Origin of the sequence: Enterobacter sp. BIGb0383, assembly GCF_003751845.1 — a bacterium.
In the GTDB taxonomy this organism is placed as follows: Bacteria; Pseudomonadota; Gammaproteobacteria; order Enterobacterales; family Enterobacteriaceae; genus BIGb0383.
On the sequence record NZ_RJKQ01000005.1, the window covers coordinates 1 to 19905 of the forward strand.

A 19905-nucleotide genomic window follows, 5' to 3' on the forward strand; every position below is an offset into this window, starting at 1 on the left:
CAACCTCATTTTTCAGAAGTTTTCTCTCGTCGACTCTGCGGTACATCGTGAAGTTGTTCACATGTTCCGTGTCGATGGAGGCGCATTATAGGGAGTTATTCGGGGCTGACAAGGGGAAATTTAAAAAAACTTTTCGTTCGCTTACTTTTCCGCCCGGAACGGTCAAAAAAGCAGTTATTCGCCGAAAGAACAAACAAAAACGGGCCAGAAAGGCCCGTTTTTAACGACATGTCTTTTTACTGCACGGCGACGATACGCCCCTCTTTTACTTCCAGACGCACGGTTTTACCCGGTATCAGCTCTCCAGAGAGGATTTGCTGCGCCAGCGGGTTTTCAATCTGCTGCTGAATAGCGCGTTTCAACGGACGTGCACCATATACCGGGTCATAGCCGTTGGCGCTCAGCAGATGCAGCGCGTCATCGGAGATGTTGACGGCATAGCCGCGCTCTTCCAGACGCTGGTACAAACGCTGAAGCTGGATCTGCGCAATAGAAGCAATATGCTGCTCACCCAGCGGATGGAAGACCACCACCTCATCAATACGGTTGATGAACTCCGGGCGGAAGCTCTGGCTGACCACGCCCAGTACCAGATCCTTCATATGCGGGTAATCAAGTTCGCCGAAGCGTTCCTGAATCAGATCGGACCCCAGGTTAGAGGTCATGATCACCACCGTATTACGGAAGTCCACCGTTCTGCCCTGCCCGTCGGTCAGACGACCGTCGTCGAGAACCTGCAGCAGAATGTTGAACACATCCGGATGCGCCTTCTCTACTTCATCCAGCAGGATGACGGAATAGGGACGACGGCGAACCGCTTCAGTCAGATAACCGCCCTCCTCATAACCGACATAGCCCGGAGGCGCACCGACCAGACGAGATACGGAGTGTTTCTCCATAAACTCGGACATATCGATTCGCACCATGGCGTCGTCGCTGTCGAACATAAAGTTAGCCAGCGCCTTACAGAGCTCGGTTTTCCCCACCCCGGTCGGGCCAAGGAACAGGAACGAACCAATCGGCCGGTTAGGATCGGACAGCCCGGCACGGCTACGGCGAATCGCATTGGATACCGCCTCTACCGCTTCATCCTGGCCAATCACCCGCTGGTGCAGGTCCTTCTCCATCCGCAGCAACTTGTCGCGCTCACCTTCCAGCATTCTGGCGACCGGGATACCGGTCCAGCGCGCCAGCACATCGGCAATCTCCGCATCGGTCACCCGATTACGCAGCAGGCGCAGGGTTTTCCCTTCTGCCTGTGAAGCCAGCGCCAGCTGTTTTTCCAGATCGGGAATTTTGCCGTACTGCAGTTCGGACATCCGCGCCAGGTCGCCCATACGACGCGCCTGCTCGATGGCAATTTTCGCCTGTTCCAGCTCGCTTTTCAGCGTCTGGGTGCCGGAAAGCGACGCTTTCTCCGCCTTCCACTCTTCTTCTAACTCAGAATACTGACGCTCTTTATCGTCCAGCTCTTCATTAAGCATATCCAGACGTTTAAGGCTGGCTTCATCAGACTCTTTTTTAAGCGCCTGCTGTTCCAGCTTGAGCTGAATAATGCGCCGTTCGAGCCTGTCCAGCTCTTCCGGCTTCGAGTCGATCTGCATACGGATGCTGGATGCGGCTTCATCGATAAGGTCGATGGCTTTATCCGGCAGCTGCCTGTCGGCAATATAACGATGCGAAAGCGTTGCCGCCGCCACAATGGCCGGGTCGGTGATCTGCACGTGGTGGTGCAGTTCATAACGTTCTTTCAGACCACGCAGAATGGCGATGGTGTCTTCCACCGTCGGCTCAGCAACAAACACCTTCTGGAAACGACGCTCCAGCGCGGCGTCTTTCTCAATATACTGACGATACTCATCGAGCGTCGTCGCCCCGACGCAGTGGAGTTCCCCACGCGCCAGAGCGGGTTTCAGCATATTCCCGGCGTCCATGGCGCCATCGGCTTTACCGGCACCGACCATGGTATGCAGCTCATCGATAAACAGGATAACGTTGCCTTCCTGTTTCGACAGGTCGCTAAGTACCCCTTTCAGGCGCTCTTCAAACTCGCCGCGATATTTAGCCCCGGCCACCAGCGCGCCCATATCCAGCGCCAGCACCCGGCGACCCTTCAGACCTTCGGGCACTTCACCGTTAACAATACGCTGGGCCAGTCCTTCAACGATGGCGGTTTTACCCACGCCCGGTTCGCCGATCAGCACCGGGTTATTTTTGGTTCGACGCTGCAGAACCTGAATCGTCCGACGGATCTCTTCGTCACGGCCAATCACCGGGTCGAGTTTGCCCTGCTCGGCACGCTCGGTAAGATCGAGCGTGTATTTTTTCAGGGCCTGGCGCTGATCTTCCGCACCTTGATCGTTCACGCTATCGCCTCCGCGCATCTGTTCAATCGCCTGCGTCACGCTGGCGGTCGTCGCACCGGCCGATTTCAGCAGGTCGGTCAGCGTACCGCGTGATTCAAGCGCCGCCAGCACAAACAGCTCTGACGAGATAAAGTTGTCCCCGCGCTTTTGCGCCAGTTTGTCGCACAGGTTCAGCACGCGCACTAAATCCTGCGACGGCTGGACATCGCCACCGGTCCCTTCCACCTGCGGAAGACGGCTCAACGCCTGTTCGATAGCGGTACGAAGCTGCCCGGCATTCACGCCGGCCGAGGTCAATAATGGACGAACGGATCCCCCCTCCTGATTCAGGAGAGCGCTCATTAAGTGCAGGGGATCGATAAATTGGTTGTCGTGCCCCAGTGCAAGAGACTGGGCATCGGCAAGAGCAAGCTGGAATTTGTTAGTAAGACGATCCAGACGCATAATTCCTCCCATAACAGGTCAAATTTGCTACTGGAGATTAAATGAGGTCATCCCTCAATTATTCAAGGTTAGAGACCTGGACTATGCGAAAAATAAATCAATGCTCTGGATCGTCTTGATTTGTAGGTTATATCAGCCAAATGAAACTTGCCAGGCGACCCGTGGTTTTGTCGCGGCGATAAGAGAAGAAATCCTCCGGCTGGCTGAAGGTGCAATGCTCGCCACCGTAGACCTGCTCTACGCCAGCGTTCGCCAGCCGCTGACGCGCCAGCTGATAGAGATCGGCGAAATATTTTTCGCCGTGGGGATGAAACGCCGTCGCGGCCTGCGGGTCTTTAGCCATAAACGCGTCACGCACTTCCGGTCCGACTTCGAACGCCGTCGGACCAATCGCCGGCCCCAGCCAGGCAAGGATATTGCCGGGCTTGTCGCTAAAGCGGGAGACGGTCTCTTCCAGTACGCCTTCGCACAGGCCGCGCCAGCCCGCATGGGCTGCAGCAACTTCGGTCCCGTCGAGATTACAGAACAGCACGGGCAAACAGTCGGCGGTCATCACCGCGCATACCGTTCCCGGCGTACGGCTATAAGACGCATCCGCACGTTTTGAATCGTATGGGCCGCCGTCCAGGCTGAGGACATGGGTGCCGTGCACCTGTTCCAGCCAGACGGGGTTGGATGGCAGAGCACCCGCGGCGAACAGTCGCCGACGGTTCTCTTCAACGTGCTCCGGATTGTCACCGCAGTGCGCGCCCAGATTCAGTGAATCATAAGGTGCCAGGCTAACGCCGCCGATGCGGGTTGAACTACAGGCTGCGACGCCTTCCGGCAGCGGCCACTGGGGGACAATCAGTTTGGTCATAACCAGTCCACGTTATCTTTGTGTTCTTCGAAATCAGCACGCATCGCGTCAATCAGATCCACCATATCCTGCGGGATTGGCGCGTGCCATTCCATTTCGATACCGGTGATCGGATGGTAGAGACGCAGCATTGTCGCGTGCAGTGCCTGGCGGTCGAACAGGCGCAGGGCGCTAATAAATTCGTCCGATGCCCCTTTTGGCGGACGCGGACGGCCACCGTACAGCTGATCGCCCACCAGCGGGTGAGTGATATGGGCCATGTGCACGCGGATCTGGTGCGTACGACCGGTTTCCAGACGCAGACGCAGGCGCGTGTGGATACGGAAGTGCTCCATAATGCGATAGTGCGTGACCGCCGGTTTGCCCATCGGGTGAACCGACATATGGGTGCGCTTGGTCGGGTGACGGCTGATCGGCTGCTCTACCGTGCCGCCGGACGTCATATGCCCAATCGCCACCGCTTCATACTCGCGGGTGATTTCACGCAGCTGCAGGGATTCCACCAGACGCGTCTGTGCCGGTACCGTTTTCGCGACCACCATCAGACCGGTGGTGTCTTTATCCAGACGGTGAACAATGCCCGCGCGCGGAACATCAACAATCGGCGGGTAATAATGCAGAAGCGCATTCAGTACCGTCCCATCCGGGTTACCGGCGCCAGGGTGAACCACCAGCCCACGCGGCTTGTTGATAACGATGATGTCGTCATCTTCATAGACGATGTTGAGCGGAATATCCTGCGGCTCAAAACGCGCTTCTTCTTCGATTTCAGCGTTGATTGCGACGCTTTCTCCGCCCAGAACTTTCTCTTTCGGGGTGTCGCAAATCTTGCCGTTGACCTCGACGCGCTGGTCCAGAATCCACTCTTTTATGCGTGAACGTGAATAATCAGGGAACAATTCGGCCAAAGCCTGATCTAACCGTTGGCCAAGTTGGTTTTCGGCCACCGTTGCGGTGAGTTGTACTCGTTGTGCCATATACAGCTTCTTCGTTAACGTTGGGTTTTACGGCTATGCCGTATAATATAGTGTGCTATTGTAGCTGGTCTTCACCGGGAGCAGGAACAGAGAATCTCCCGCATAAACATTTCGAGGAAAGTCAAAACGTCATGACGCGCATGAAATATCTGGTGGCAGCGGCCACGTTGAGCCTGGCTTTAGTTGGCTGCTCCGGTTCTAAGGAAGAGGTCCCTGACAATCCGCCGAGTGAAATCTACGCGACTGCTCAGCAAAAACTGCAGGACGGTAACTGGAAAGCGGCGATAACGCAACTGGAAGCGTTGGATAACCGTTATCCTTTTGGCCCTTATTCTCAGCAGGTGCAGCTGGATCTGATCTACGCGTACTATAAAAACGCCGATCTGCCGCTGGCTCAGGCGGCCATTGACCGCTTTATCCGTCTGAATCCGACGCACCCGAATATCGACTACGTCATGTATATGCGCGGCCTGACCAATATGGCCCTGGATGACAGCGCCCTGCAGGGCTTCTTCGGCGTCGATCGTTCCGATCGCGATCCGCAGCATGCCCGTAGCGCGTTTACCGATTTTTCAAAACTGGTGCGCGGCTACCCGAAAAGCCAGTATGCCACCGATGCCAGCAAACGTCTGGTTTTCCTGAAAGATCGCCTGGCGAAATATGAACTGTCGGTCGTTAACTACTACACCGACCGTGGTGCATGGGTCGCCGTCGTGAACCGCGTTGAAGGGATGCTGCGTGACTTCCCGGATACTCAGGCAACCCGCGACGCCCTGCCGAAGATGGAAAATGCCTACCGCGAGCTGCAGATGAACGCGCAGGCAGAAAAAGTGGCGAAGATTATCGCCTCTAACGGCAACAACAGCTGATCCGCTAAAAGCTGAACAGCAAAACGGCAGCCTGCAGGCTGCCGTTTTTTTATCCGTAATGCGTTGTCTGCACCGGGCCTTCTGCCCAACACAACTCATCAAATATGGCCTGCTTTTGTCATTCCGACAAGTAAAATCCTGCCTGTTCCTGTCCTGCCTCACAAAACCCTTTCATTGACAAAATGTGACAAAATAACGTGATTCAAATCACACATTTTGACATTCACCGCGTTATGCTGGAGTTACCAAGACGGGTAAGAGACAAGAGGTAACATTTATGACAATGAACATTACCAGTAAACAAATGGAAATTACTCCGGCAATTCGCCAGCATGTCACAGACCGTCTCGCCAAGCTGGATAAATGGCAAACTCATCTGATTAATCCTCATATCATTCTGTCCAAAGAGCCACAGGGCTTCATCGCTGATGCCACCATCAACACGCCAAACGGACATCTGGTCGCCAGTGCCAGACATGAAGATATGTACACCGCTATCAACGATTTGATCAACAAGCTGGAACGGCAGCTTAATAAAGTGCAGCACAAAGGTGAAGCCCGTCGCGCCACTACATCGGTGAAAGACGCTAGCTTCGTGGAAGAAGAAGAGTAATCCTCAACACTGTGTGTATTGCCAACGCGCCTTCGGGCGCGTTTTTTATTGACAGCATCAAAACAGTACGGGTACTTTACAGGGAGTGATTTCAGGAACCCTATATGAAACTTGTCCCGTTTTTCTTCGCATTCTTTTTTACCTTCCCCTGACCGGGAGGCGTTTCGTCGTATGATAAAGAATGCGAAGACGAACAATAAGGCCTCCCACTCCGGGGGGCCTTTTTTATTGATAACAAGAAAGGCAACAACACTATGACTTCGGAAAACCCGTTACTGGCCCTGCGCGATAAGATAAGCGCGCTGGACGTAAAATTACTGGCGTTGCTGGCAGAACGCCGCGAGCTGGCAGTGGAAGTAGGCAAGGCGAAGCTCTCATCGCACCGCCCGGTCCGCGATATCGATCGCGAGCGCGATCTGCTGGAGCGCCTGATTACGCTGGGTAAAGAGCAGCACCTCGACGCCCACTATATTACCCGCCTGTTCCAGCTGATTATTGAAGATTCCGTTCTGACGCAGCAGGCGCTGCTCCAGCAACATCTCAATAAAACCAATCCGCATTCTGCACGCGTGGCGTTTCTCGGGCCGAAAGGCTCTTACTCGCACCTGGCCGCCCGTCAGTACGCAGCACGCCACTTTGAAGAATTTATTGAAAGCGGCTGTCCGAAGTTCGCCGATATCTTTAATCAGGTTGAAACCGGCCAGGCCGACTATGCCGTGGTGCCGATTGAAAACACCAGCTCCGGCGCCATCAACGACGTTTACGATCTGCTGCAGCACACCAGCCTGGCGATTGTCGGCGAGCTGACGATCCCCATCGACCACTGCGTGCTGGTTTCCGGCTCTACGGACCTTAGCCAGATTGAGACCGTCTACAGCCATCCGCAGCCGTTCCAGCAGTGCAGCCAGTTCCTGAACCGTTATCCGCACTGGAAAATCGAATATACCGAGAGTACCTCAGCCGCAATGGAAAAAGTTGCCCAGGCCGGTTCCCCGCAGGTCGCCGCGCTCGGCAGCGAAGCCGGCGGTGCCCTCTACGGGCTGCAGGTGCTGGAACGCAATCTTGCCAACCAGACCCAGAACATCACCCGCTTTATCGTGCTGGCACGCAAATCTATCGAGGTGTCGGATCAGGTCCCGGCCAAAACCACGCTGCTGATGGCGACCGGACAGCAGGCGGGTGCGCTGGTTGAAGCCCTGCTGGTGCTGCGTAATCACCATCTGATCATGACACGTCTGGAGTCACGCCCGATCTACGGTAATCCGTGGGAAGAGATGTTCTATCTGGATATCCAGGCCAACCAGCACTCTGCGGAGATGCAAAAAGCGCTGAAAGAGCTGACCGGGATTACCCGCTCCCTGAAGGTGCTCGGCTGCTACCCGAGTGAAAACGTGGTGCCGGTCGATCCGGCTTAACGTTCGATGAAGCGCGGCTTCTTCATCCCTGCCACCGTCACCGGCAGGGTGAAGATAGCCCCCGAGAGCGGATACCGCCGGATTTCGTCCTCATCCATATTTTCCCGGGTGGTGGTGATAAACAGCGTCTTCATCCCCTCCCCGCCAAAACAGAGCATCGTCGGACAGCGCACCGGCAGGCGATACTCCTCAAGCGTTTCACCCTGCGGCGAGAAACGGGCAATCCGCCAGCCGTCAAACAGCGCCGTCCAGTAGCAGCCTTCAACGTCCATCGCCGCACCGTCAGGCATCCCTTCTTCCGCCGCAAATGAGCGGAACGTCTCACGCACGCCAGGCTCGCCCTGCGCATCCAGCGGGGTGCGATAAATCACCCGGTTTGGCGTATCGGAGGTGTACATCCACTGCTTATCGTCGCTAAAGGCCAGACCATTAGCGCCGTGAATATCACACTGGACAACTTTCGGCGTGAGCGCGTTATCCACTCTGACCAGCAGCGCTCCGTTGTAATCTCCCGGCCCCCAGAAGGTGCCGGCGTAAAATCGCCCGTCGCGATCGGTGCCGCCGTCGTTAAACCGCGCCAGCCGTGGATTACTCGGGTTATCGCAGACTTTCTTTTGCAGCAGGCCGCACGCATCCGTCAGCCAGATCGCGCTGCGCAGGGCCACAATAAAACCGCCCTGCTCGCGCAACGCGAAACATCCCGGCTCTTCGGGGAACTGTAATACCCGATGCTCGCCGCTTTGCAGATGATAACGGTGGATTTCACATTGCAGAATATCGGTCCAGTAGAGTGCCTGTTCGGATTCGCTCCAGGTCGGGCATTCGGGCAGATGCCCGGCGTAGTCAAACAGCGGTTGCGGCTCAGCCATGGTTTTATCCTGATAAAAAAAAGCCAGCGGGTTGTCCCTCTGGCTTTCAGTATAAAACGTTTTTGTAAATGTCTACTGACGGCTGTCGTTTGCCTGACGCAGCAGTACCCGGCTCTCACTCTGGAAGCGGTGAGCATAGTCCCCGAACCAGTGCTCGACCTTACGGAAGCTGTCGATAAAGGCCTGCTTATTGCCCTGCTCCAGCAACGCAATCGCCTCACCGAACCGGCGGTAGTAGCGTTTAATCAGGGCCAGGTTATTACCGGACGACATGATAATGTCCGCATACAGCTGCGGATCCTGGGCAAACAGACGCCCGACCATCGCCAGCTCAAGGCGATAGATAGGCGATGAAAGCGCCAGAAGCTGTTCCAGCTGGACGTTCTCTTCCGCCAGATGCAGACCGTAGGCAAAGGTCGCAAAGTGACGGAGAGCCTGAATAAACGCCATATTCTGATCGTGTTCGACGGCGCTGATGCGATGCAGTCGTGCGCCCCAGACCTGAATTTGTTCCAGGAACCACTGGTAAGCCTCCGGCTGACGACCGTCGCAGTAGACCACCACCTGCTTGGCCAGGCTGCCGCTGTCCGGGCCAAACATCGGGTGCAGCCCAAGAACCGGACCTTCGTGTGCCGCCAGCATCGCCTGCAGCGGTCCCGCCTTCACCGAAGCCAGATCCACCAGAATGCAGTCCGCAGGCAGCGGCGGCAGTCGGGCAATAATCTCTTCGGTAACGTGGATCGGCACGCTGACCATCACCATTCCGGCATCGGCAACAATGGCTTCAGCCTGCGCCCAGTCCTCTTTTTCCAGGATGCGAACCTGGTAGCCGGACAGGGTGAGCATTTTTTCAAACAGGCGCCCCATCTGGCCGCCGCCGCCAACGATCACCACCGGGCGCAGACCCGGACGCAGAGTCTTAAACCCTTTATCGTTTTCGCTGGCATAGGATTCGCGCATCACGCGACGCAGGACATCCTCAATTAAATCGGGCGGAACACCCAACGCCTGCGCTTCTGCGCGGCGCGATGCCAGCATTGAGGCTTCGCGCTCGGGCACGTAAATAGGTAAACCGTAGCGGCTTTTTACTTCACCCACTTCGGCAACCAGCTCCAGACGACGCGCCAGCAAATCCAGCAGCGCCTTATCAACTTCATCAATTTGATCGCGCAGCGCGGTCAGTTCAGCAACCATAACCATTCCCTTAAGCCCGACGCGCCGCCAGCTGGCTTTTCAGATCCTGATTGATTTCACGCAGTAACGCATCCGTCGCTTCCCAGCTGATACAGGCATCGGTCACCGACACGCCGTATTTCATTTCGCTGCGAGGCTGTTCCGAGGACTGGTTGCCTTCGTGGATATTGCTTTCAATCATCAGGCCGATAATTGACCGGTTACCGTCTTTGATCTGGGCAACGACGGATTCGGCCACGGCCGGCTGGCGGCGGTAATCTTTATTGGAGTTACCATGACTGCAATCTACCATCAGCGCCGGTTTGAGTCCCGCCTGCTGCATCTCTTTTTCGCACTGTTCGACATCCGCCGGGCTGTAGTTCGGCGCTTTACCGCCGCGCAGGATCACATGGCCGTCAGGATTGCCCTGAGTTTGCAGGAGACAAACCTGGCCCGCCTGGTTAATACCGACAAAACGGTGCGACTGTGCCGCAGCGCGCATGGCATTGATCGCCGTTGCCAGGCTGCCGTCGGTGCCGTTTTTGAAGCCTACCGGCATCGACAGGCCGGAGGCCATTTCACGGTGAGTTTGTGATTCAGTGGTGCGCGCGCCAATCGCCGACCAGCTGAACAGGTCGCCCAGGTACTGAGGGCTGTTCGGATCGAGCGCTTCGGTCGCCAGCGGCAGGCCCATATTCACCAGTTCAACCAGCAGGCTGCGGGCAATCTTCAGACCGGCTTCCACATCAAACGAGCCATCCATATGCGGATCGTTAATCAGCCCCTTCCAGCCGACGGTGGTACGGGGTTTTTCAAAATAGACGCGCATCACCAGATAGAGGCTATCGCTGACCTCTGCGGCAAGGGCTTTAAAACGACGGGCATATTCAATCGCGGCTTCAGGATCGTGGATAGAGCACGGCCCACAGACGACCAGCAGACGCGGATCGCGCCCGGCAGTAATGTCGGAGATAACCTTACGGGATTCGGCAATTTGAGCCTGTTGTGCAGCGGTCAGCGGGAATTCGGCTTTCAGCTGTTCCGGGGTGATCAGTACCTGTTCGTCGGTGATATGTACGTTGTTCAGCGCGTCTTTTTGCATGATGGCGATCCTGAGTAGCTCGTTTGCGATAGTTGATTCCTCAGCGAGGAGGACCTAACAATACCACAGACGGTAAAGATATCAATCCAAAATACGTACAATTATCTTTACACCAGCAATTAAACGCCGCTTAAAACGAAAAAAGTGGAAAGTTATATTTACAAAATGAACGGCGCGAGGTTATCCCGCGCCGGACAACATTAAACGGACGACGCCAGCAGGCGTTGACGATTTCGCCACCAGCGCAGGCAATCAATCAGCACAAACAGCGCCAGACTTGCCCCCATGACCGGCAGTGCCAGCCCCAGCAGAAGCGCGATAGCCAGCGTGATGCCGCGCCCGACGCTCCCCAGCGCCAGCCAGCTTTGTAGCAGCGTGCGCACCGGGCTGGCAGCCGATCCCGTCGGACGGCGGATCCACCACATCCGGTAGCCAAAGAGGATCGACACACACAGCCCCAGACCAAAGATAATCAGCAGGATCTGGTTAGGCCAGCCAAACAGCACCCCCATATGGAAATCGACGCCCCAGCGGGTCAGCTTCGCCATCAGCGGAAAATCGGCAAAACGGGTGCGGTCGATCACCGTCATCCTGCTGCCGTCGATGGCAACCGCATCCACCCGTGTCGGCCAGCTGCGGTCAATTTCCGTTACCGTCCAGGCCTTATCTGCCGCACGCGGAGGGCGGATCTCCAGCTTGTCGGCCGTCAGCCCCGCCGCCTGAGCAAGGTTCATCGCGTCATCAAACTGCGTTGGGAGCACCAATGTTTCCGGCTCAGAGGCGGCCGGATGATGCGCGTGATGCTCCGCGTGGGGATCGTGAGCCATCATCGCGCCGTCCAGTTGGGTATTCACCTGCGGGGTCAGCCAGTTAAAAGCGGATCGCATTTTGTCGACGTTAGCACCGGCCCACTGAGACCAGGTCAGGCCGGTCGCCGAGAACAGCAACATCCCCGCCAGCAGGCTCCAGCCCAGCACAACGTGCAGTCGTCGGGTGTTCTGGAAGCGGTTATTAATGCGGCGTTTTGGACGGGTAAAAAACCACAGCGCGATGCCGCCCAGCGCGGCAATCCACATCCAGGAGGCGGCCAGTTCGCTGTAGGCGCGGCCCGCATTGCCCAGCAGCAGAGAGCGATGAGCATAATCAATCCACTGACGAAGCGGCAGGATCCCACTGGTGCCATACACCGTCATATCGCCTTTCACCTGCAGCGTAACGGGATCGATAAAGACCGCCCGGGTTTCAGACTCCCCTAATGCCGGGTCGGAGAACATCACCCGGGTCGTTTCCCCCGCGGTCAGGGACGGGCGTACCGCGTAAAGCGACAGATGGCCGCCGGTAGCCTGTTGAGCAATGGCTATCTGCGGGCCAAGAGGCTGCCGCGCCCCCTGAACCTCACCGGAAAGCGCATCGTGATAGAGGGCGTTTTCCAGCTGTGGGGTGGCAACGTACAGCGTGCCGGTCAGCGCAGCCACGAAGATAAAGGGGCCGACGAACAGGCCGATATAGAAATGGAGACGCCGCAGCAGGTCTGTCCATGCCGCGCGTGGAGTGCAGGTTGTCATACTTTTCCTTAATAAAAGCAAAAAGTTGTCGTGACGCTATCGCGCACAACACTCTTATAAAATAAGGGTAAAAGCAGACGGGTGAGGCGGGGCGCGGGTATCCGGCCACTGCCAGGGGAAAAAGCGGCGGAAATGAACGCGTCGGTGCAGGGGCGCAGGTCGTTCGGGTGGGACACGTCCACACAGGAACAGCAGTACCAGCAGCATAACGCCGGTAACGTGTGCCAGCAGTACGCAGTAGCCGCAGGCCTCGGCATGGTCCACCGGCATCATGACCGGCGGCTCGCCATGCTGAGAATGGCTCTGCCCGCTATCATGGTGCATATGCGTCTTCGGCATCGCGCTCATATCATGATGCATACCCGGCATGGCGCTCATGGGATCTTTTTGCAGCGCAATGGAGATCAGCGGAGCGACAATAATCAACGCCATCGCAAACAGCGCAAGCCAGGCTGTTCTCACAAGGGTGTCGTTACGCGTCGTCATACATCCGCTCATCCGGGTTTCAGTAGAGCCGGTAGTGTAATGGATTTATTGCCACAACGTTAATATTAGATTGCCGCCCGTTGCCGGGCGGCTGCGTCAATCGCAGTGCGTTACGACTTCCCTTTTTCGACGTAGCTCATATCATCGATACTCTCGACGATAAACTGGCCTTTGTCCGTATAGCGAATGCGGGTCACGCTGGCATTGCCCAGCGGGCGGGTCACGGGGATATCGGTCATCTCATGGATCATCGCGGTGATTGCCATGCCGTGGGAAACAACCAGCACGTTACCACCGCCCTTCTCCTGTGCCTGCTTCGCAATCTTCGTTAACGCTTCCTGCATGCGACTTTTGACCTGCTGGTAGGTTTCCGCCTGCCCTGTTTGATCGACGGCCGCAATGGCATCGGTCATTCTGTTAATGGCAATATTGCCTTTAGCAAAGTCAGCCATCAGCGCGGCTTCCGAAGCATAACCAAGATGCTTCGCCGCCGGCCCCCACATATTGGGATCGAGGTCGCCCTCAAACTGACCAAAGCAAACTTCGCGCAGCTGGCGCATTTCCGTGATGTCCGCAGGCGCGCCTTTCGCTTCCAGAACGATGCGCGCCGTTTCCCGTGCGCGGCCAAGATCGCTGGAGTAGGTGGCGAGGAAATTGATATCTTTTACGCCCCGTCCCAGCTGCTTAGCCACCTCAATTCCCGGCGCGGTGAGAGGCGTATCGGCCCAGCCCTGCGCCCGGTGAACGGTATTAAACATCGTCTTACCATGTCGGGTGACATAGAGATACACATCGGCGGCAAACGCGTTTGCCGTGGCGAAGAACAAAATAAAAACGGTCAGACAAGCCTTTGCTAAAGTTTTCATTATATTTCCCTGGTGTATTACAGAAGGTTAAACTTGTAGTCGATAATGATTTCACCGGATAAATTAGGTGAGCGCTGATAATGCCCCTCGCTATTTAAGCGCGGCGTTTTATTATCCTGTTTGTAAGACCAGCCATAGCCAAACATCGAGAAGACCGAGAGGTTTTTAAATCTGCCTTCGGCAGGTGCCCAGTGATTAATAAGACTCACCTCTCCCGTTCTTATGGTGTTATTACTGAAGTTAAACTGACCATAATTAAGCTGCAACCCGGTGGTGATCCCCTTCACGAACTGATATTCCCCAAGCGTTGTTAATGCAAGCTCACCATCGCGCATGTAATCAACCCCGGCGCTGGTCATGGCATTAAAGCGACCGCGCATATTCTTTGCGATATGGCGATCGTAATAGCCTAACCCGGAATTTTTTTGCGCATCGGTCCAGCCCAGACCAAATTTGATGCTCCAGTCCGGCTCCTGCCACTTCACATCTGCCGCATAGTGCCAGGCACTATCATCAAAGGCTTTGCGGCTGGCGCTCATGCTGTCGTACTTTCCGAGGGCCTGGGTGCCGTAAATCTGGCTGCCCAGCGTTAGTTTCTTCTCGGGACGCCACGCCATTTCGATCACCTGACGCGTCAGGTAGCTCTCAGCCTCACCGTAGTTCAGGGAGAGAAGCAGCGCGGGATCTTTCCAGGTTGCGCCGAGAGTAGAAATAGAGGAAATACGCTGTTTATCGGCGGTCAGGAACGCGGTTTTATTCGGCGAGTCACGGTTAATTCCGCTGGTGACCCACGCCGCATCGACGAACAGATTGTCCGCATGCAGCCTGGCGCTGTAGCCCGCATAGCTGTTCTGCGTCAGACGGTGGGAAGCCGTCAGCACGCCGTAGTTTTTCAGCACCTGCCAACCGGCTTTTGCATTCAACCCAAGGCTTTCATCACCGAGCTTGAGCTTCAGATAACGCTGGCCGAGCTTGTTATAGCCTTTGGCATTGCCCTTCTCAAAGCCCGCACCGTCGTTATAGAGCAGCGCACGCGTGGAGAAGTAATCACTGGCGGCAAGTTTAATCACCCCGGTGTAAGAAGCATCAAAACCAATGGTGTCAAACAGATACCCCGAACGGTAATCCAGCGTTATCGCCTGCCCCCAGGCATTGTGTACTTCTTTAGGCTGCGACTCGTCCTCTTTTAAATACTTCCAGTAATTTCTGGCATTGAGCGTTAAGTGTGACTGGCTAAACAACGGCGCATCCGCCCATCCGCCCTCTATAAAAGGGCCAGGCGGTTGTGCCGCTGAAGCACAGCCCACCGATAACATAAAAAGCGTGCCTGCATATTTGGTTATTTTCCTCATAGCATCCCCTGCGTTGATTTTTAGTTTCCATGACACAAAAAAAAACCTGAACCCCATATCACTGGGGTTCAGGTTTTGCCTGCGTAAATCGCAGTCACAATCCGTTTTGAGGAAAATAAAGCATCACTGGGCCGAGGTAAAAAGCTTTATTATAAAAAGGATCGTTTATGTGATAGATAACGCACTTAGCTCTACAAATGAAATAACATTGCATTTATTTCCATATGCAGCGCCGAATAGCGCCGTGAATTATATAAAGCATTATTTAACAATATTCGGTTAAATGAATTATTAACATGCCGTGTAAATTTGAGTTAAATACCCTACCAATTTTGAATCTGGCCAGAAAATCGGGTCGATGATAAAGTATCTCGTTGATTTTATTCAGCGAATACTGTCGGCAGATGGACTCTGTCGTTCTTAAATAAAGATAAACATTACAGGAATGTCAATGAAACACTCCCTGAAGATCGCACTTCCTTCACTTATGCTTTCCATCGCTTTCTCTTCACACGCAGCAGACACCCTGGCGCCAACCGCCGTTGCCGATCTCTATATCCGCACGCTGGTGAACCATGATGAACAGGCCATCAGCAAACTTAACGACTACCTGCGCCCCGACCGTCTGCGCTCAGGCCGTAGCGCCGACTATGCAAGCGCTGCCGATCTGAAAGCCGCAGATAAAGCCTTCCCGGGTGAAATCGCCGATATGGCGATGCCGCTCTTCCCTGAAGCAGTACGTGGCTCACTGAAAGCCCCGCTGATTGAACTGATGACTACCGTGCAGAAAGCCCGCCAGTCGTCCCAGTGTAAAGCGCTCTCCGCAGGTGAAGCACAGAAAGATGCCAACGGCGTCCTGACGACAGAAGTGGCCTTCTCCTGTACGCTGGTGAAAACCAACGAAACATGGGCTAACGGCATCCATCGTATTGCCAAAAGCAACTGCAGTGCCGCTGAGTGCACCAGCGAACTGAAGAAACTGCAGGCAACCTATACCGTACCGGCCAGCTTTGAGTACAAAGGCACTTTCGCCATCAGCATGGTACCGCAGGACAAAGACACCGCATGGCGCAACGATTTCGCCCGCGAAACCTTTGATGAGATGTTCAGCGATCTTTGATTCGCGCAACACTCCGCGATCAAAAAAGGGGCCAGCAGATGCTGACCCCTTATTTACAACAAGCTTTTGGATGTCGCTAAAGCGATACCTTAGTTCAGACGCTCTTTGATACGCGCAGACTTACCGGTACGCTCACGCAGGTAGTACAGTTTAGCTTTACGAACGGCACCACGACGTTTAACAGCAATGCTGTCAACAACCGGAGAGTGAGTCTGGAAGACACGCTCAACGCCTTCGCCGTTGGAAATTTTGCGAACAGTGAATGCAGAGTGCAGACCGCGGTTACGAATAGCGATAACCACGCCCTCGAATGCCTGCAGACGTTTTTTGGAACCTTCAACAACCCATACTTTCACTTCCACGGTATCACCCGGACGGAAGGAAGGTACGTCCTGCTTCATCTGCTCTTGTTCAATTTGCTTAATAATGTTGCTCATAATTTAATCTCTTATCCTGGGTAAACTGATATTCGGGAGCGGATTACGCTTGCCCATCATGTTTATGTTGCTGTTGCGCGTGCTCTTTTTTGAACTCGGCCAGCAACCGTACTTGCTCTTCAGTCAGAGCCAGGTTTTCCAGAAGTTCAGGTCTTCTAAGCCAGGTTCGGCCCAGCGACTGCTTCAAACGCCAGCGACGTATTCCGGCATGGTTCCCCGACAGTAAAACTGACGGTACTTCCATCCCTTCTAACACTTCAGGACGCGTATAGTGTGGACAGTCCAGCAACCCTTCAGCAAAGGAATCTTCCGTTGCCGATGCTTCATGTCCCAGTACGCCCGGAATAAACCGGGAAACTGAGTCAATCAGCGTCATTGCTGGTAACTCACCACCGCTGAGAACGTAATCGCCGATTGACCATTCTTCATCAATTTCGGTTTGAATCACGCGCTCATCGATACCTTCGTAGCGACCGCACACCAGAATCAGTTTCTGATTCGTTGCCAGTTCGCTGACGCCCGCTTGATCAAGCTTGCGTCCCTGAGGTGACAGATAAATCACCTTTGCGCCTTCACCAGCCGCGGCTTTTGCTGCATGAATAGCATCCCGCAAGGGTTGCACCATCATTAGCATCCCCGGTCCGCCGCCGTAAGGACGTTCGTCCACGGTACGGTGCCGGTCATGAGCGAAGTCGCGAGGACTCCAGCTCTCGATGCTCAGCAGGCCACTTTTTACTGCCCGGCCAGTTACCCCGTAATCGGTAATCGCGCGGAACATTTCTGGAAACAGGCTTATTATGCCAATCCACATAACGCCGTCTTATTACCGTTTATCCGGTGGTTTAAAAACCAGGATCCCACTCTACCTCGATTGAACGAGTCGCGAGATCGACTTTCTTGATAACCTGCCCATCGAGGAACGGAACCAGCCGCTCCTTGATACCGAACGCATCTTTCAGGTTTGCCTTAATGACGAGAACGTCATTCGACCCGGTTTCCATCATATCGATGACTTTACCAAGGCCATAACCTTCGGAAGTGACCACCTGGCAACCAATAAGGTCTTTCCAGTAGTAGTCGCCCTCTCCCAGCTGCGGCAGCTGCGAAGAATCCACGACAATTTCGCAATTAGTCAGGATATTCGCGGCATCACGATCTTCAATGCCTTTCAGCTTGATGATGATGTCCTGATTGTGGTGGCGCCAGCTTTCCAGCTCAATCGCCTGCCACTGACCCGCCTTCTGGATAAACCAGGGCTGATAGTCAAAGATACTGTCGGCATGCTCGGTGGAAGAAAACACTCTGAGCCAACCACGAATCCCGTAGGAAGAACCAATTTTGCCGAGAACAATCGGCTCAACAGGAACTTGTGCGGCGAGTTGCTTGCTCATCATGACCACCGTGACAGATTAAGCTGCTTTTTTTGCTTCTTTGATCAGCGCGGAAACGCGATCGGAGATAGTTGCGCCCTGGCCAACCCAGTGTGCAATACGGTCCAGATCCAGGCGGGTGCCTTCTTCCTGACCGCTCGCGATCGGGTTGAAGAAACCAACGCGCTCGATGAAGCGGCCGTTACGTGCATTGCGGCTGTCAGTTACGACTACCTGGTAGAACGGACGCTTTTTAGCGCCGTGACGAGCTAAACGAATAGTTACCATAACATCCTCTTGTGTGAATAAAACACCGGGCCCCATCGAGGAACGGAGCCTGGTGTCATATTAAAAGCCCGAAAATTTTACTGATTTCTGGGGAAATTGCAATCAACAGTTAATAACTCTGATGCAAAAGGCCGTCGGCGGTGCAGCCAGTTTGGTGCCGGCGTGCGCGCAGCCACCGGAGCGTACACGTAGTACGTGAGGATGGCGAGCACACCCCGGTGCCAAAATGGCAAACAAGCCAGGCCGTTATTAGCGTCCAGGGAAGCCGGGGGGCATCATACCCTTCATGCCACGCATCATTTTCGCCATCCCGCCCTTCTTCATTTTCTTCATCATGCGCTGCATGTCGTCGAACTGTTTCAGGAGACGGTTAACGTCCTGCACCTGCATGCCACAGCCTGCGGCAATACGGCGCTTGCGGGAGCCTTTGATGATTTCAGGCTTCGCGCGCTCTTTCAGCGTCATCGAGTTGATGATCGCTTCCATCCGCACCAGCACCTTGTCATCCATCTGGGATTTGACGTTATCGGGGATCTGGCCCATGCCCGGCAGCTTGCCCATCAGGCTTGCCATGCCGCCCATGTTTTTCATCTGGCGCAGCTGCTCAAGGAAGTCGGTCAGGTCGAAGCCGTCGCCTTTCTTCAGCTTGGAGGCGAGTTTTTCAGCCTGGGCGCGGTCAACCTTGCTTTCGATATCTTCGATCAGCGACAGCACGTCGCCCATACCGAGGATACGGGAGGCGATACGATCCGGGTGGAACGGCTCCAGCGCTTCGGTTTTCTCACCGACGCCGAGGAACTTGATCGGCTTGCCGGTAATATGACGAATAGAGAGGGCCGCACCGCCGCGGGCGTCACCGTCGACTTTAGTCAGCACCACGCCGGTTAATGGCAGGGCTTCGTTAAAGGCTTTCGCGGTGTTGGCGGCATCCTGACCGGTCATGGCATCGACAACAAACAGGGTTTCCACCGGATTGATGGAGGCATGCACCTGTTTGATTTCATCCATCATCGCTTCGTCAACGTGCAGACGACCGGCGGTATCCACCAGCAGCACGTCGTAGAATTTCAGCTTCGCTTCTTTGAGCGCAGCGTTAACGATATCGACCGGCTTCTGAGCCACGTCTGACGGGAAGAAATCGACGCCGACCTGCTCGGCCAGGGTCTCCAGCTGTTTGATCGCCGCCGGGCGATAGACGTCCGCGGAAACCACCAGCACTTTCTTCTTGTGCTTCTCATGCAGGAACTTACCGAGCTTACCGACGCTGGTCGTTTTACCGGCACCCTGCAGGCCCGCCATCAGCACCACGGCCGGCGGCTGTGCTGCCAGATTCAGCGTCTGGTTCTCTTCGCCCATCGCCGCAACCAGCTCGCCGCGCACGATTTTGACGAACTCCTGACCCGGGGTCAGGCTCTTATTAACGTCATGGCCAACCGCTTTCTCTTTGACGCGGTTGATAAAATCACGCACTACCGGCAGCGCAACGTCCGCTTCCAGCAGCGCCATGCGCACTTCGCGCAGGGTGTCTTTAATATTGTCTTCGGTCAGACGTCCACGGCCGCTGATGTTGCGCAGCGTCTTCGATAAACGGTCGGTTAAATTATCAAACATTGTCTCTCGCCTGAGGTGGAAACGGTCGGCCGCCGCAGCGACACAAAGCCAGAAATTTGGGGGAGTATAACACGACCGACAACGAGTTGTGATGCAACGGTTGGAGCCAGCGCACGCTAACGC

General features: G+C 55.1%; 20 protein-coding genes and 1 other annotated feature. Of the genes, 5 read left to right on the plus strand and 15 right to left on the minus strand.

Annotated features, from left to right (window positions below):
* Positions 1-236: 236 nt before the first annotated feature.
* The 3 genes from clpB to rluD form a co-directional block, all read right to left on the minus strand.
* The gene (clpB, locus tag EDF81_RS20105; protein ID WP_123349948.1) at positions 237-2810 is read right to left on the minus strand and encodes an ATP-dependent chaperone ClpB; all 2574 of its coding nucleotides are present in this window, start codon (positions 2808-2810) and stop codon (positions 237-239) included.
* Between the two features lie 127 nt (positions 2811-2937).
* Complete coding sequence (yfiH, locus tag EDF81_RS20110; RefSeq protein WP_123349949.1) at positions 2938-3669, minus strand: purine nucleoside phosphorylase YfiH; 732 nt, start codon at positions 3667-3669, stop codon at positions 2938-2940.
* Entirely contained in the window at positions 3666-4646 is a 981-nt protein-coding gene (gene rluD / locus EDF81_RS20115) for a 23S rRNA pseudouridine(1911/1915/1917) synthase RluD (protein WP_123349950.1), read from the minus strand. Before rluD ends, yfiH begins: the two co-directional genes overlap by 4 nt.
* Before the next feature lie 131 nt (positions 4647-4777).
* On the opposite strand from rluD, the gene bamD reads away from it, so the two are divergent.
* The 4 genes from bamD to pheA all read left to right on the plus strand — a co-directional run bounded on the left by bamD (position 4778) and on the right by pheA (position 7543).
* Complete coding sequence (bamD, locus tag EDF81_RS20120) at positions 4778-5515, plus strand: outer membrane protein assembly factor BamD (RefSeq protein WP_123349951.1); 738 nt, start codon at positions 4778-4780, stop codon at positions 5513-5515.
* A gap of 277 nt (positions 5516-5792) precedes the next feature.
* Positions 5793-6128: a ribosome-associated translation inhibitor RaiA gene (gene raiA, locus EDF81_RS20125; RefSeq protein ID WP_123349952.1), complete on the plus strand. Its 336-nt coding sequence runs from the start codon at positions 5793-5795 to the stop codon at positions 6126-6128.
* A gap of 103 nt (positions 6129-6231) precedes the next feature.
* Positions 6232-6357 (plus strand) — a sequence feature (Phe leader region).
* Positions 6233-6280, plus strand: coding sequence for a pheA operon leader peptide PheL (gene pheL / locus EDF81_RS20130; RefSeq protein ID WP_100250063.1), 48 nt, complete (start codon positions 6233-6235; stop codon positions 6278-6280). (Overlaps the previous feature by 48 nt.)
* Positions 6358-6382: 25 nt before the next feature.
* Complete coding sequence (gene pheA / locus EDF81_RS20135; protein ID WP_123349953.1) at positions 6383-7543, plus strand: bifunctional chorismate mutase/prephenate dehydratase; 1161 nt, start codon at positions 6383-6385, stop codon at positions 7541-7543.
* Here the strand turns inward: pheA and EDF81_RS20140 are convergent.
* The 7 genes from EDF81_RS20140 to EDF81_RS20170 form a co-directional block, all read right to left on the minus strand.
* Entirely contained in the window at positions 7540-8412 is an 873-nt protein-coding gene (locus tag EDF81_RS20140) for an SMP-30/gluconolactonase/LRE family protein (RefSeq protein WP_123349954.1), read from the minus strand. The genes pheA and EDF81_RS20140 overlap by 4 nt on opposite strands.
* A gap of 72 nt (positions 8413-8484) precedes the next feature.
* Complete coding sequence (tyrA, locus tag EDF81_RS20145; RefSeq protein WP_123349955.1) at positions 8485-9606, minus strand: bifunctional chorismate mutase/prephenate dehydrogenase; 1122 nt, start codon at positions 9604-9606, stop codon at positions 8485-8487.
* A gap of 10 nt (positions 9607-9616) precedes the next feature.
* On the minus strand, positions 9617-10687 hold the full coding sequence (gene aroF / locus EDF81_RS20150) for a 3-deoxy-7-phosphoheptulonate synthase AroF (protein ID WP_123349956.1): 1071 nt from the start codon (positions 10685-10687) through the stop codon (positions 9617-9619).
* Between the two features lie 200 nt (positions 10688-10887).
* A complete protein-coding gene (locus EDF81_RS20155) occupies positions 10888-12252 on the minus strand; it encodes a PepSY domain-containing protein (RefSeq protein WP_123349957.1) in 1365 nt (454 codons plus the stop codon).
* Between the two features lie 54 nt (positions 12253-12306).
* Positions 12307-12738 carry a DUF2946 domain-containing protein gene (locus EDF81_RS20160; protein ID WP_123349958.1) on the minus strand — a complete coding sequence of 144 codons (432 nt, stop codon included), beginning with the start codon at positions 12736-12738 and terminating at the stop codon, positions 12307-12309.
* A gap of 110 nt (positions 12739-12848) precedes the next feature.
* Positions 12849-13604, minus strand: coding sequence for a histidine phosphatase family protein (locus EDF81_RS20165; protein WP_123349959.1), 756 nt, complete (start codon positions 13602-13604; stop codon positions 12849-12851).
* Positions 13605-13621: 17 nt separating this feature from the next.
* Complete coding sequence (locus EDF81_RS20170; protein ID WP_260232738.1) at positions 13622-14956, minus strand: OprD family porin; 1335 nt, start codon at positions 14954-14956, stop codon at positions 13622-13624.
* 451 nt (positions 14957-15407) lie between these two features.
* On the opposite strand from EDF81_RS20170, the gene EDF81_RS20175 reads away from it, so the two are divergent.
* Entirely contained in the window at positions 15408-16076 is a 669-nt protein-coding gene (locus EDF81_RS20175) for a hypothetical protein (RefSeq protein WP_123349960.1), read from the plus strand.
* 89 nt (positions 16077-16165) lie between these two features.
* On the opposite strand, the gene rplS is transcribed toward EDF81_RS20175, so the two are convergent.
* From rplS to ffh, 5 genes are all read right to left on the minus strand, one after another.
* Complete coding sequence (gene rplS / locus EDF81_RS20180; protein WP_006178051.1) at positions 16166-16513, minus strand: 50S ribosomal protein L19; 348 nt, start codon at positions 16511-16513, stop codon at positions 16166-16168.
* 43 nt (positions 16514-16556) lie between these two features.
* Entirely contained in the window at positions 16557-17324 is a 768-nt protein-coding gene (trmD, locus tag EDF81_RS20185; protein ID WP_123349961.1) for a tRNA (guanosine(37)-N1)-methyltransferase TrmD, read from the minus strand.
* A 31-nt stretch (positions 17325-17355) separates the two neighbouring features.
* A complete protein-coding gene (gene rimM / locus EDF81_RS20190; protein WP_123349962.1) occupies positions 17356-17904 on the minus strand; it encodes a ribosome maturation factor RimM in 549 nt (182 codons plus the stop codon).
* 18 nt (positions 17905-17922) lie between these two features.
* A complete protein-coding gene (gene rpsP, locus EDF81_RS20195; protein ID WP_184999561.1) occupies positions 17923-18171 on the minus strand; it encodes a 30S ribosomal protein S16 in 249 nt (82 codons plus the stop codon).
* Positions 18172-18420: 249 nt separating this feature from the next.
* Positions 18421-19782, minus strand: coding sequence for a signal recognition particle protein (ffh, locus tag EDF81_RS20200; protein WP_123349964.1), 1362 nt, complete (start codon positions 19780-19782; stop codon positions 18421-18423).
* Positions 19783-19905: the final 123 nt, after the last annotated feature.